The following is a 13,085-nucleotide window of genomic DNA, read 5'->3' on the forward strand; positions in this document are numbered from 1 at the left end:
CCGGTGGGGGGGGGCCGGGACCCGCCCGACCGTTCACGGGGGCGCCGGCGGGGGGGGCCCGCCGGGACCGGCGCCCGCCGGCCGAGTGACACGCCGGGCGGGCGCCGGTCGCGGTGACCGGGTCGGCGTGCTGCCCGACCCGGTCACCGGGGTCAGCCGACCGAGGTCAGTTGCCGGGACCGGCCGCCGGTACGCCGGCCCTTGCGCCGCCACGCGACGGCGATCAGGACGAGCAGCGCACCGGCGATCAGCAGGGTCGCACCCAGGGTGATCTGGGAACCGGTCTCGCTACCGGTCACCGGCAGCCCCGGCTGCGCGGTGACGATGGTGACGGTGGTGCTGTCCACCCGGCCGGTGGTCAGCCCGGTGGCGGTGATCACCACGGTGACCTGGCGGGTGAACCTGACCCGGACCGAGAACTCGCCGGTGGCGTTGGCCCGGACCGTGATGCGGGTCGGGTCGGTGTACACGGTCTGGGCCGCCTGGCGGACGAGCGGGTCCATCGCGCCGACGCCACCCGTGCCCGCGCCGGCCGGCTGGGCACCGGGTGCGGGCAGGGCGAGCGGCGAGGTGGCGAAGTCGAGCCGGACCTGCTCGTTACCGCCGAATCCCGAGCCGAACACGGTGAAGGCCTCGCCCGCCTCGACCGTCGAGTCGCTGACGGTCAGCGCCGGCGCCTGTGGCGGGTAGGGCGGTTGTGGTAGCGGTTGGGCCTGTGCGGGCGCCCCCGCGATGGCGAACGCGCCCACCGTGGCGAGCGTCGCCACGGCCGAGCCGATGATGCGGGATAGCCGCATGGTGGATCCTCTCTCTACTGATCTCTTGCCGTCATCTGGGATCGCATGACGTGGTGGATGCGTGTGGACCTACTGGCCGCACGCGGGTGCGGGACTGACGTGGGTGGTCCATGGCGTCGTGCCGGGGGTGAGCCACAACTCGGCCGCGCCGCTGGCGTTCGCCTGGGTCAGCAGGCTGATCTCCAGTACGCGGGTACGTCCGGCGCCGATGTCGACACCGAGTACGGCGACCCTCCGGCCACGCTCGATGCCACCCCCCATCGGTTCCGGTCTGCCGTCCAGCCGCGCCGTCAACGGTGAGCCGCGGAGCGGGCTGAAGACGTAGATCACTAGCCGGGCGGTGTACGGGTCACCGGCCAGCGCCAGGCCGCGTACCGAACTACTGAGGCCGGACGAGGGCGCGGTCGACTGCAGGGTGAGCCGCAGGTGCAGTTCCCGCCGGCCGTCGGGGCGGCAGTCGCCGACGGTCAGCTCGGCGCCGCGCTTCAGGTAGTAGCCGAGCTTGGAGCCGCCCCCGTCGTTGAGGAACACCCCGACGTTGTTCACCGTCTCCCGGTCGGGCAGCACCCCGGCCAGTCGACTGGCGACGATCTCCTTCTGCTCCTCCGGCCGGGCGCTCCAGAACAGGATCCGACGTTCGGCGGCGGCGTCGCCGACCGCCTGCGCCACCGCCCGGGGGTTGACCGGCCGCGTCAACAGCGCGTCGAAGACGGCCCGGGCCGAGGCGGCGAAGTAACCGTCCTGGTGGATCGGTTGGTCGAGGCGCCGGTAGGCGTCGGAGAGCAGGCTGCGGACCGCGGTGCCGGCGGTCAGGGTCGGGTGCCCGGAGACCGGTACCGGTCCGATGGCGCGGAGCAGGTAGGAGAGCGCGACCGGGTCGGTGGCGACCACACCGTCGACGGTGCCGCCGACGCTGCGCCGGTACATCTCCCGGTAGAGCTTGGCCGCGGTGGGAAAGTGCGGGGTCAGGTTGACGTCGGCAGGGTAGATCCCGAGCAGGTCGGTGTAGAGGGCCCGTTGCTCCCGGGAGAGTTGCAGTACCGGGCGTTCGAACATCTCCAGGTGACTGGTGGGCCCCTGTTTGAGGATCTTCACCTCGCCGCCGCTGGCCCGCAGGACCGCGTAGGCGCCGAAGATCCCACCGGTCGATCGTGGTTCTGCCAGGTTCTGGAAGACCATCAGGTAGGTCCGGGGCCCGGTGCCGCCGAGCAGTGCCGGCAGCAGGGCACCACTGCGGCGTACCGCGCCGGTGAAGCCGACCAGCCGGTCCAGTTCCGCCCGGGTCTGCCGGACCGCGTCCGCGACCGGGGCGGACAGCCCGTCGGCCGGCAGCTCCGACAGGCGTTCCCGGACCTCCTGCACGGCGGTGTCGACCTGGGCGACCGTGGGCAGGACGGCGCGGAGCGCGGCGAGGTCGATCCGGCCGGTCCGGGGCAGCAGCACCTCGAAGTCGAGTTCCACCAGCGGCGGGAAGGCCCGTCGGGCCAGCTCGTCGATACCCTCTGCCAGGCCGCGGACCGCGACCAGGGTCTGGCCGCCGTACGGCGTGTGGGCGGCCGCCCGCCAGCCCAGGTCGTCGGTACGCGACCGGGCGGCGGCGGTCTGCTGTTGCAGGGCGGCGAGGGTACGGCGTGCCTGGACCGTCTCTCCGTCCAGCACCTGCCGGCTCAGCTCCTGGGCGAGGTCGGCCGCGTTCTCCAGGTGTCCCCGCGCCTGCCAGCCCCGCAGCCCCACCCAGCCGACCGAGAGCGCGAGCAGGCAGCTGACCACCAGGGTGGTGAGCAGGATCCGGCGCAGGTTCGGCCGGCCCTTCCGGCGGCGTCTGCTCCGCCGGCCCGGGGAGAGGTCTCCCACTGCCACCACCGCTCTCCTCTGACCCAAGACGAAATCGGACACATCACCATTACTGTCCCATATCTCTATAGCACCCTGATGAGTCCACTACTGGTACTTCTAACGATTTACCGCTCGCATTCGTCGCTTCTTGAATAAAACTCGCGATCGGGATGAAATGAACATGACGTCGCCCCGACCCGGGTTTCAGGTCGGGGCGACGCCGCACGCGCAGCGGCCACGCGGTCACCACCGCCCGCCGTGGTGCGCTACGCAGCCGGGGCCGTCGGCCCCGGCTGCGGACCTACCGGCGGCCCCGACTCGCCGCCGCCTCGGCGAGCAGCTGTTCCATCTGGTCGACGCCGGTCCGCAGGGACATCCGGGCCAGGTAACTGTCCCGGGCCCTCCGGGCCATCTCCTCCCGCGCCGCGCTCGGGATCATCGCCGCCAACGCGAAGCGGTCGGCGAGCGCCTGCCAGTCCTCGGGCGGGCAGGAGAGGCCAGCCCGGGCCCGTTCGACCAGGTCCGCCGTGTCACCACCGGCGGAGGCCACCACCGGCGCACCGGCCGAGAGCGCCGCCTGCAGCTTCGACGGCACGGCACCGTGCAACGCCGGCAGATCGCGCAACAGCACCAGCTGGTATTCGGCGGCGGCGTACAGTTCCGCCATCTCCGTCGGCGGACGCCAGCCGAGGAAGCGGACGTTGCCGGCGCCGAGTTCCTCGGCGAGCCGCCGGCTCTGCCGCTCCTCCGGACCGGAGCCGACCAGCACCAGGTCCACGTCGAGCCGACCGTCCAGCGCGGCCGCCGCCCGGACCGCGGTGTCCACCCGCTGGAACGGCCCGATCGTCCCGGCGTGCATGATCGTGGTACGCCCCCGGTGGCCGATCGCCCGCCGGGCCGACGGGGTCGGCCCGACCGGTCGGAACAGCCGCTCGTCGGTCCAGTTGAGGACCACCCGCACCCGGTCCGGGTCGGCGCCCCGCTCGATGACCACGTCCCGCATCGATGGCGCGATCACCGCGATGCCGGCGGCGGACCGGTAGATGGCCCGCATCGTCCGGCCGAGCAGCCCGGACATCATCCCGCCGGCTCCGGCCCGGCCGTCCGGGGAACCGGCGCCGACCGCCTCCGGCCAGACGTCCTGGACGTGCAGCACGGTCGGAATCCGCCGCAGCAGCCGGAGCAGGCCGGCCGCCGCGTACGCGCCGGCCGGCGGGAAGTGGACGTACACCGCGTCCACCCCGGCCAGGTAGCCGGGCGCGGTGAGCGCGCTGCTCATCGCGTACGTCACCTGTCGGGCCACCCGCCGGGCGGCCGTACCGTCATGGCTGACGTAGCTCGGCACCCGACGGACGGTGACCCCGCCGTCCTCGGCCTGGTGCCGCCACCGTTGCCGGTACCCGGGATAGACCTGCCCGGTCGGATGGTTCGGAAAACCGGTCAGGACCCGAACCTCGTGCCCCCGCGCGGCCAACTCCTCGGCCAGGCACCCGGGTACGAACGCCGGCTCGGGCGGATACCAGTACGAGATGACTCCGATCCTCATCACTCATCCCCCGCTCACCTCCGCAGCCGGTGCCGCGCCTCATCGCGACACCCGACTGAGCTCTTCGGTGTCCACCGGCAGTCCGAAGCCGGTGCCGTTCGGGGGGATCCGGGCGGAATCGGAGCCGTTCCTGGCCGCGTCCCGGGCGGCGTCCCGCGTCCCGAGCAGGTTCTCCGTCGGTGCCCCACGCCGGTACGCGCGGTACTGCTCCACGTCGATCTTGTTCTCCTTCGACATGTTCAGTACGCAGCCGAGGACCCGGGCGGAGACGGAGTGCAGCGCCCGCGCGGCGGCGGCGCTCTGCGCCCGTGGGGTCTTGCCGCCCCGGGAGACCAACAGCGCCCCGTCGGCCTGTACCGCGACCACCACCCCGTCGGTGAAGGCGAGCAGCGGCGGTGTGTCGATGATGACGATGTCGGTCAGTTCCCGCAGCGACAGCAGCAGGTCCGCCATCGCCTTGGAGCCGAGCAGTTCACTCGGGTTCGGCGGGACGGATCCGCCGGGCAGGACGAGCAGGGACCGGTCGCCCCAGGGCTGCAGCACGTCCTCCACCGCGACCTCGCCGATCAGGACGTCGGTGAGGCCGGCGCCGGAGGGGATGCCGAGGTAACCCGCCACCCGGGGACGGCGCAGGTCGGCGTCGACCAGCAGGACCTGCCAGCCCGCCTCGGCCAGGGTGATCGCCAGGTTGCAGGCCAGCGTGGACTTCCCCTCGGCCTGGACCGCACTGGTGACCGCGATGACCCGGGCCGGCTCCTGGGCGTCGACGAACCGGAGGTTCGTCCGCAGTTTGCGCATCGCCTCGGCCCGGGCCGTCTGGGCCGCGGCACCGACGATCAGCGGGTTCGACCGGGCGTGTCCGTCGTACGGGATGCTGCCGAGCAGCGGTACCGAGGTCGCCTCCTGGAGGGCCTCGCCGTCCCGGACGGTGGTGTCGGTCAGCCCGCGCAACACCGCGAGGCCGGCCCCGAGGACCAGCCCCAGGAGGCCGGCCAGGACCAGGTTGCGCATCGGACGCGGGGAGACCGGTTCGGTACCGGCCCGGGGGCCGCCGACCACCTCGATCTTGATCGGCGCGTCCTTGGCTCCGGGCGGGGTCTCGATGGTCTGCACGAGTTTCACGAAGTGCGCCGCCAACGCCTCGGTCAACCGCAGCGCCCTGGCCTGGTCGCTGTCGACGACCGTCGCGGAGAGCAGCACGGTGTCCGCCTCGACCCGCGCGGTGACCCGCGACCGGACCTCGTCGGCGGTCAACCCGACCCGCTCCTCCGCCGCGATGGTCTGCGCCAGCCGGTCGCTGGTCAGCAGGTCGACGTACGACTTCACCCGCTGCTGGAGGAAGAGCCCACCCTGGTACGCGTCGCTCATCCCCTGGCCGGGTGAGGTGACGAAGAAGGTCACCGAGGAGGCGTACTGCGGAGTGGCGCGCACCGTCAGGAATCCGGCGACCCCGAGCGCGACCATCACCGTCGCGAGTACCACCCACCAGCGTTGGCGCAGCGCGCGCAGGTAGTTGTGCAGCTCCATCAGGCCAGGCCTCCCGTCTCAGCACCAACCGGTTGTGGGGTGCCAAAGACCTCTAGTGCTCCGAAAAAATGCGACAGTATGAAAAGTTCACACTTGTCGCTCGACGTTTCCTACCGAATGTAGATGATTGAACGCCCTCAGTAGCCACACTCGGCCCAACCGGCACCAACAAGTAACGGGAGGCAATGAGCGGATCACGGTCTCCGATGCCTGGTCACGGCCGGACGCGAGCTCCGGTGAGATGCGATGATCCGGCCGGTCGCCCGACGGGAGCGCGTACCGGCCGGATCATGGTGCAGGGTCAGCGTCCCGGACGACCCTGACCGGGCTCCTCGTCGTCGTCATCGAGTGCGGAGTCTGCGAGCGCCTCGCGGAACTCACGGGACAGGTCCGAGCCCGGCACCGCGGCCTCCTCGGCCTCCTCCTTCACCTCGTCCCGCTCGTGCGGCGGCTCCGGTTGGGGTGCCGTCGCATCACCGGCGAAGCCGTACTCGTTGGGCTCATCGTGCCTGGTCATCGCGGTAGTCCTCCGTTCTGGCCGGCAACGGGCGAAACGTCCGTCCCGGACCGTACGGCGTACCCGGTCGGCGGGCGACACACACCCGGTGTGCGTGCCACCGGGTGTGCCGGGGCCCCGAAGCGGCCCGCCGACAGCTCAGGTGAGCTGTCGGACGGCGTCCAGCAGCAGCCAGAGCCCACAGATCGCGAAGAGCACGCTCGCGCCGTACCGGATGGCCCGCTCCGGAAGACGGCGGCCGAGGATCCGGCCGACCGCGATGGCCAACGCGTCGGCGGCGACCATGCCGACGGTGGACCCGAGCCAGGTGCCGAACCAGCCGTGCTGGGTGGCCAGGGTGACCGTGGCGAGCATGGTCTTGTCCCCGAGTTCGGCGAGGAAGAACGCGACCCCGACGGCGATGATCGCGGACCGGGTGGTCCGGTTCGCCTTGCGGCGTTCCTCCTCGGTGAGCTTGTCACCGCGCAACGTCCAGGCCGCGAAGCCGAGGAAGGCCAGCCCGGCGAGGAGCGCGATCCAGTCGGTGGGCAGGGCCGCGCCGAGCCCCACCCCGAGCGCCACCGAGGCCAGGTGCACCACCGAGGTCGCCACGGTGATGCCGATCAGTACGGGGAGCGCCTTGAAACGGGTGGCGAAGGTGAGGGCCATCAACTGGGACTTGTCGCCGAGTTCGGCGACGAAGATGACCCCGAAACTGATCGCCAGAGCGGCGCTGAAATCTTCCATGACTCCCTTTCCCGGTCGTGCCGGGACAGGGGTACGGCGACCTCGACCCGGCATCACTGCCTGAGTCGAAGGTCTCGCCCGCCCCACCGGAGTGAGGCCGCGTGGCCGGGCGCGCAGTACGCGCCAGTGTGTCGACCACGACGTTGGGAGCTACTCCCCTTCGCTGCCGGACAGCCTACCGGACCCCGACCGGGATCCGGCGCGGCGGTGGGCCGGGTCACCGCGGGCGCGCCGCCTCGTCACACCGCCTGGGCCAGGGAGAGCGCGAACCACCCGTTCCGGTCGGTCCACCGGTCCCGGGTCGCGAGGCCGGCGGCGGTCACTTCGGTGTCCACGTCCTCGGGGCGGAACTTCGCCGAGATCTCGGTCCGCAGTTCCTCGCCCTCGGCGAAGTCGACGTCGAGGTCGAGGTCCCGGATCCGGACCCGCTGCGCGGAGCGGGCCCGCAGCCGCATCTCGATCCACCGCTGGTCCGGGTCCCAGATCGCGACATGGGCGAACGCCTGCGGGTCGAAGTCGGCGTCCAGTTCGCGGTTGAGCACCCGCAGCACGTTCCGGTTGAACTCGGCGGTCACCCCGGCGGCGTCGTCGTACGCCGGTACGAGCACCCCGGGGTCCTTGACCAGGTCGGTGCCGAGCAGCAGCCAGTCGCCCGGTTCCAGGGCCGCCCGCATGGACCGCAGGAACGTCGCCCGTTCGCCCGGCGGCAGGTTGCCGATCGTGCCGCCGAGGAAGGCCACCAGCCGCCGGCCGCCGGTCGGCAGCCGGTCCAGATGCCGGGTGAAGTCGCCGACGATGCCCCGGACCCGCAGTCCCGGATAGTCGGCGGCGATCCGCGCGGTCGACTGGCGCAGGGCGCTGACCGAGACGTCCAACGGAACGAAGGTGCCGAGGTCACCCCCGGCGGTCAGCGCGTCGAGCAGCAGCCGGGTCTTCTCCGAGGAGCCCGAACCGAGTTCGATCAGCGTCTTGACCGAGGTGGTCCCGGCGATCTGCCCGGCGTGCTCGGCCAGCACCGCGCGTTCGGTCCGGGTCGGGTAGTACTCCGGCAGTCGGGTGATCCGCTCGAACAGTTCGCTGCCCCGGGCGTCGTAGAACCACTTCGGCGGCAGCCACTTCGGTACCGCGGTCAGCCCGGCCCGGACGTCGGCCCGCAGCGCCCGGTCGAGGTCCTCGTCGGTCAGATGGATTTCCAGCGGTTCGGCGGTCAACCTCTTCCCCTCTCGATCAACCAGTCCTGTGGTCGGATCTCGCACCGGTCGGCGGTGGCCAGCACCAGGTGGCCGTCCGGGACCGGCCGCCAGCCCGGGTCGTCGTCCAACGGTTCGGAGCAGACCAGCACCGATCCCCCGCCGGCGCGTACCGACAGCGCGTGGCCGGCCGCGCTGGCCACCACCTGGCGTCCGTCGGTGAGCAGCAGGTTGAGCCGGGAGCCGGGCGCGGCGGCGGCCAGCTCGCCGACCGTCTCGGTGACCGCGTCGGCCGGCGGCGCCCCGGCCCGCAGCCGGTGCCGCAGCAGTGCCCACACCAGGGCGGCGTCGGTCGGGGCGTCGAGCAGGAGCAGGTCCCGGACCGGCAGCCGGCCGGCCAGCCCGGTCACCGAGTCCGGCCAGCCGGCGACCACCCCGTTCAGGCTGAACAGCCAGGCGTGGTCGGCGAACGGCGCGGCGGCGGTCTCGGTCACCGGCATCCCGACGGTGGCCGACCGGACCGCCGCCAGCACCGCGCCGGAGACGGTCGCCGCGGCCAACGCCGGCAGCGCCGGATCGGACCAGATCGGACGGTCCCGGCGGTAGCGCAGCGGCACCGGGTCGCTGCCGTACCAGCCGACCCCGAAGCCGTCGGCGTTGACCGTGCCGCCACCGCGCATGTCGCGCGGCGCCCACGACTGCCGGGCCAGCGAGTACGGCGGGTCGAACAGCAGCGCGGCCAACGGGACCGGCGGCCCGAGATAGCCGAGGTGCCGGCACATTCAGCGGGTCCGGCCCAGGTCGTCGGCGTACGCCTCCTCGCCGGTAGCGTCCCGGGCGCACCGGAAACCGCTGAAGATCTGCCGGCGGACCGGCAGGTCCCAGTTGCGGAAGGTGCCCCGGCAGGCCACCGGGTCGGTGCCGAACGAGCCACCCCGGAGCACCTGGTACGTCTCGCCGAAGAAGACCTCCGAGTACTCCCGGTACGGGAACGCCGCGAAGCCCGGGTAGCCGTGGAACGGGGTGGACGTCCACTCCCAGACGTCCCCGATCAACTGGTGCACACCGAGCGGCGACGCCCCGGCCGGGTACGCCCCGACCGGCGCCGGCGCCAGGTGTCGCTGTCCGAGGTTCGCGTGCTCCGCCGTCGGCTCCTCGTCGCCCCAGGGATAGCGGCGGGACCGGCCGGTGTCCGGGTCCCACCGGGCCGCCTTCTCCCACTCGGCCTCGGTCGGCAGCCGCTTCCCCGCCCAGGCCGCGTACGCCTCGGCCTCGTGGTAACTGACGTGCACCACCGGCTCGTCCGGGATCAGCGGCGAGAACCGGCCGAACCGCTGGCAGCCCCAGTCCGTACCGTCGCGCCGCCAGTGCATCGGCGCGACCAGTCCGGCCTCGCACCGGTGCCGCCATCCGGCCTCGCTCCACCAGCGCGGGTCGGCGTACCCGCCGTCGGCGACGAACGCGAGGTACGCCGCGTTGGTCACCGGCGCCGCGTCGATGACGTACGCGGGCAGTTCCACCCGGTGTGCCGGACGTTCGTTGTCCAGGGCCCACGGGTCGGTCGAGGTGCCCATCAGGAACGCGCCGGCCGGGACCAGCACCTCACCGGCGACCGGCACCGTCGCCCGTGGTGGCGGCGGCGCGGTCAGCACCGGCGGTCCGACCCGCAGCTGGTGGGTGGCGAGCATCGTCTCGTCGTGCTGCTGCTCGTGTTGGGCGATCATGCCGAACGCGAACCCGTCGGCGAGCAGCCGACGGTCCCCGAACCGGACCCCGGCCAGCAGGTCGAGGACCTTGTCCCGGACGGTCGCCACGTAGGAGCGGGCCTCGACCGGTCCGAGCAGCGGCAGCGCCGGACGCTCCCGGCGGGGGTGTTTGAAGGCGTCGTACAGGTCGTCGATGTCGCCGCGGACCGGGTCCCGGCCGCCGACGTCCCGGACCAGCCACAGTTCCTCCTGGTTGCCGACGTGGGCCAGGTCCCAGACCAGCGGCGACATGATCGGCGAGTGTTGGCGTACCAGGTCGTGCTCGTCGACCGCGTCGGTGAGCAGTTGGCTGCGCCGCCGGGCCCGGGTCAGTTCCGCGTGGATCCGTCCGCGCAGCCGTTCGCCCGAGCCGGTCAGTTCCGCGACGCCGGTGCGCTCCTCGGTGTGACTCATCCTCGTTCCTCCCGCCCGGCGGCCAGCCGGCGCGCCACGATCGCCTCGATCTCCGTCCGCACCGGCACCGGCAGACCGGTCCGGTCCAACGCCCGCAGTCCCAGGTCGAGCACCTCGTCGGCGACCCGGGCCAGCGCCGGGTCACGCAACCCGCGCCGGGCCGCCTCGGTCCACCGGTCGGCGGTCGACTCGGCCAGGGCCCGGGCGGCGTCGCGGGTCCGGTCGTCCTCGAGCAGTGCGGTGAGCAGCGCGACCGGTGCGATCCACTCGCCGTCCGGTTGGGTGTCGAGATACCGCAGTTCGAGGTAGCCGCGCGGGCGTACCGGCGGGAAGAGCGTGCTCAGGTGGTAGTCCAGGTCGGCGGTGGTCGGTGGCCGGGGCAGCGCGCCGACCAGCCAGTCCCGGAAACTGACTCCGGACGGCGCGGTCCAGTCGTCGCCGTCCCGGCGGACACAGAGCAGCGGCGCGGCCAGGGCGTACCGGGCCCACGCGGCGGCCGGGTCGCCCGGGGCCGCGGCCGGCGACCAGACCGGGCGGGTCCGGGCCGGGTCGATGCAGAGCCATGCGGCCATCCGGGCGGACGCCCAGCCGGTCTCCCGACGCTGGTGCCGGCGGGCCGTGGCGAAGGTCGCGAGCAACGGCGGCCCGACCGCGTGCGCCACGACCCACCGGTCGACCACCTGGTCGGCGGTGCCAGCATCGAGGCAGACCTGCAGCCCGGCGGTGCTGTACATCATCGTCCGGCCGGCCGCGCCGAGCCGGTCGAAGGCGCACCGCATGGCCCGGTAGCGGGGGGTGTCGACGACCGGGGTCGGGGGCCGGTAGGGGTCGATCCCGGTCCGGCCGAGGACCAGGCCGGCGGCGGCAAGCAGCCCGGTGAGGTGCCGGATGTCGGCGGAGGTGTGGTCGTGCAGGTCGCGGAGCGACCGACGGGGGGCGGTGGAGATCTCCACCTGACCGCCGGGCTCGACGCTGACGGTGCCGGAGCCGGGTAGTGGGGCCGCCGGAGCGTCCGGCGCGAGGGTGGTCGGGGCGTGCGGGCCGAGCGCGGCCCGGAGCCGGTCCGGGGTGACCGGGCGGGTCGGTTCGGCGGCGTCGTGCAGGGTCCACTCGAGTTCGACGCCGGTCAGAGTGGGTGGTCCGGTCTTGAAACAGATCCGGGCGACGTACCCCTCGGCGTCCGCGACGGTCCGCAGGACGGTGCCGCTTTCCAGATCCGACGACATCATCGCCCGCACCTCCTCCCGAGCCTCCGCTCCCGACGGCCGCTTCTCCTTACCCGGATCCGCAGGGAGCACACCGGAGCTCGACACCGCGTATATGACCTTGCAGGAATATTACCGGCTAGGTATGTTCGGGGTCGTGCCCACACCGTTCGAGGTCATCGCCGAGCCGATCCGCCGCCGGATCCTGGACCTGCTCCGGGAGCGCCCACGGTCGGTCACCGAACTGACCGAACAGCTCGGTATCACCCAGCCCGGCACCTCGAAACACCTGCGGGTGCTCCGCGACGCGGGACTCGTCCGGGTCCGCCCCGACGCCCAGCGCCGCTGGTACGAGCTCTGCCCCGAGCCGCTCGCCGAGCTCGACGCCTGGCTGGCGCCGTACCGGTGGATGTGGGCGGGTCGACTCGACGCCCTCGAACGACACCTCGACACCATGCCGGAGACCATAGACCAGGCCGGGCACTCCGGGCCGGAGGAGGAACAGTGAACGAGCGGTTGGAGACCACGGACGGACGGCAGGTGCTCCGCATCGAACGACGGCTGGCACACCCTCCGGCAAAGGTCTGGGCGGCGGTGACCGAGCCGGAGCATCTGCGTCGGTGGTTCCCCGCCGAGGTACGGCTGGAGCCGCGACCGGGCGGTCGGATCGCCTTCGGCTTCGGGAAGGATCCTGCGGCCGAGTCGGTGGGGTCGGTCACCGCGTACGAGCCGCCCCGGCTCTTCGCCTTCAGCTGGGACACCGAACTGTTCCGGATCGAACTGCTCCCGGACGCCTCCGGTTGCCTACTCGTGTTCAGCCACACCTTCGACGACCGACCCGCCGCCGCGAGTTACGCCGCCGGCTGGCGGACCTGCCTGGACGAACTGGAGCGGCTCGCCGACGGCCGGCCCACCGGCCCGGCCGGCCGCCCCTCGGGGCTGCTACACGAGTCGTACGCCGAGGCGTTCGGGCTGGACGAGGGGGTTGCCGAGGCTGTCTCGGAGGGTTGGCGGGTACGTTTCGCCCGGCAACTGACCCAGCCGGCGGACCGGGTCTGGGCCGTTCTGACCACCGCCGACGGCGGCCGCGCGATCGCCCTCGGCGCTCCGCCCCCGCCCGGATTCACCACGGCGGAGTTCCCGACCGGGGTGATCACCGCGTTGGACGCCCCCACCCTGCTGGAGTACGCGTGGCCGGCGACAGACCGGCCGGAGGGCCGGGTCCGGTGGGAACTGACTCCCGGCACCGGACACGGGGCCCGCCTGCTCCTCACCCAGACCGGCCCGGCGGAGGCGGTCGCCGACCGGGCGGCGGCCCTCACCGGGTGGCGGGCCCGGATCGGATCACTCGCCCGTCGGCTGGCCGAGGCGGCGGACCGGGCCGACGACTGACCACGGGCGAGTCGGGACGGCGGAGGGGGAGGACGCGGGAAGACAACGGGCCGGGCGGCGTGGTGGACGGCGGAGCTGACCGGGGCACTCGACTTGACACGATGCTTGCGAATATGTGCACTTGTGACACTCCGCTCGAGCCGGCCCCGGTGCCGCAGCAGCTCACCGGGCCGGCCGCCACCACCACGGG

General features: G+C 72.8%; 12 protein-coding genes. 2 read left to right on the top strand and 10 right to left on the bottom strand.

The features are described from left to right. Positions 1-152: 152 nt before the first annotated feature. The 10 genes from ABGB05_RS07540 to egtA all read right to left on the bottom strand — a co-directional run bounded on the left by ABGB05_RS07540 (position 153) and on the right by egtA (position 11,527). Positions 153-797, bottom strand: coding sequence for a hypothetical protein (locus tag ABGB05_RS07540; RefSeq protein WP_347652460.1), 645 nt, complete (start codon positions 795-797; stop codon positions 153-155). Positions 798-866: 69 nt separating this feature from the next. Beyond that, entirely contained in the window at positions 867-2,657 is a 1,791-nt protein-coding gene (locus ABGB05_RS07545) for a DUF4012 domain-containing protein (RefSeq protein WP_347652461.1), read from the bottom strand. Between the two features lie 277 nt (positions 2,658-2,934). Beyond that, positions 2,935-4,179: a glycosyltransferase family 4 protein gene (locus ABGB05_RS07550; RefSeq protein WP_347652462.1), complete on the bottom strand. Its 1,245-nt coding sequence runs from the start codon at positions 4,177-4,179 to the stop codon at positions 2,935-2,937. Positions 4,180-4,218: 39 nt separating this feature from the next. Beyond that, the gene (locus tag ABGB05_RS07555; protein ID WP_347652463.1) at positions 4,219-5,706 is read right to left on the bottom strand and encodes a polysaccharide biosynthesis tyrosine autokinase; all 1,488 of its coding nucleotides are present in this window, start codon (positions 5,704-5,706) and stop codon (positions 4,219-4,221) included. Positions 5,707-6,007: 301 nt separating this feature from the next. Next, positions 6,008-6,223, bottom strand: a complete 216-nt coding sequence (locus tag ABGB05_RS07560) for a hypothetical protein (protein ID WP_347652464.1) — start codon at positions 6,221-6,223, stop codon at positions 6,008-6,010. Between the two features lie 138 nt (positions 6,224-6,361). Continuing rightward, on the bottom strand, positions 6,362-6,949 hold the full coding sequence (locus ABGB05_RS07565) for a TMEM165/GDT1 family protein (protein ID WP_347652465.1): 588 nt from the start codon (positions 6,947-6,949) through the stop codon (positions 6,362-6,364). Positions 6,950-7,188: 239 nt separating this feature from the next. Beyond that, complete coding sequence (egtD, locus tag ABGB05_RS07570) at positions 7,189-8,160, bottom strand: L-histidine N(alpha)-methyltransferase (protein WP_347652466.1); 972 nt, start codon at positions 8,158-8,160, stop codon at positions 7,189-7,191. Next, positions 8,157-8,921: an ergothioneine biosynthesis protein EgtC gene (egtC, locus tag ABGB05_RS07575; RefSeq protein ID WP_347652467.1), complete on the bottom strand. Its 765-nt coding sequence runs from the start codon at positions 8,919-8,921 to the stop codon at positions 8,157-8,159. Before egtC ends, egtD begins: the two co-directional genes overlap by 4 nt. Then, positions 8,922-10,298, bottom strand: a complete 1,377-nt coding sequence (gene egtB, locus ABGB05_RS07580; protein ID WP_347652468.1) for an ergothioneine biosynthesis protein EgtB — start codon at positions 10,296-10,298, stop codon at positions 8,922-8,924. Further along, on the bottom strand, positions 10,295-11,527 hold the full coding sequence (gene egtA, locus ABGB05_RS07585; RefSeq protein WP_347652469.1) for an ergothioneine biosynthesis glutamate--cysteine ligase EgtA: 1,233 nt from the start codon (positions 11,525-11,527) through the stop codon (positions 10,295-10,297). Before egtA ends, egtB begins: the two co-directional genes overlap by 4 nt. 133 nt (positions 11,528-11,660) lie before the next feature. On the opposite strand from egtA, the gene ABGB05_RS07590 reads away from it, so the two are divergent. After that, positions 11,661-12,011: a metalloregulator ArsR/SmtB family transcription factor gene (locus ABGB05_RS07590; protein ID WP_347652470.1), complete on the top strand. Its 351-nt coding sequence runs from the start codon at positions 11,661-11,663 to the stop codon at positions 12,009-12,011. Continuing rightward, positions 12,008-12,895 (top strand): SRPBCC family protein, encoded by an 888-nt coding sequence (locus tag ABGB05_RS07595; protein WP_347652471.1) that lies wholly within the window; start codon positions 12,008-12,010, stop codon positions 12,893-12,895. Before ABGB05_RS07590 ends, ABGB05_RS07595 begins: the two co-directional genes overlap by 4 nt. The last annotated feature ends 190 nt before the right edge of the window (positions 12,896-13,085 follow it).

The organism is Plantactinospora sp. B5E13 (assembly GCF_039871775.1).
Classification (GTDB): domain Bacteria; phylum Actinomycetota; class Actinomycetes; order Mycobacteriales; family Micromonosporaceae; genus Plantactinospora.

What these genes read in the sequence shown, in the direction of transcription:
- ABGB05_RS07560 (WP_347652464.1), bottom strand. Translation starts at nt 6,223, where the DNA reads ATGACCAGGCACGATGAGCCCAACGAGTACGGCTTCGCCGGTGATGCG.
- egtC (WP_347652467.1), bottom strand. Translation starts at nt 8,921, where the DNA reads ATGTGCCGGCACCTCGGCTATCTCGGGCCGCCGGTCCCGTTGGCCGCG.
- egtB (WP_347652468.1), bottom strand. Translation starts at nt 10,298, where the DNA reads ATGAGTCACACCGAGGAGCGCACCGGCGTCGCGGAACTGACCGGCTCG.
- ABGB05_RS07540 (WP_347652460.1), bottom strand. Translation starts at nt 797, where the DNA reads ATGCGGCTATCCCGCATCATCGGCTCGGCCGTGGCGACGCTCGCCACG.
- ABGB05_RS07550 (WP_347652462.1), bottom strand. Translation starts at nt 4,179, where the DNA reads ATGAGGATCGGAGTCATCTCGTACTGGTATCCGCCCGAGCCGGCGTTC.
- ABGB05_RS07555 (WP_347652463.1), bottom strand. Translation starts at nt 5,706, where the DNA reads ATGGAGCTGCACAACTACCTGCGCGCGCTGCGCCAACGCTGGTGGGTG.
- egtA (WP_347652469.1), bottom strand. Translation starts at nt 11,527, where the DNA reads ATGATGTCGTCGGATCTGGAAAGCGGCACCGTCCTGCGGACCGTCGCG.
- ABGB05_RS07565 (WP_347652465.1), bottom strand. Translation starts at nt 6,949, where the DNA reads ATGGAAGATTTCAGCGCCGCTCTGGCGATCAGTTTCGGGGTCATCTTC.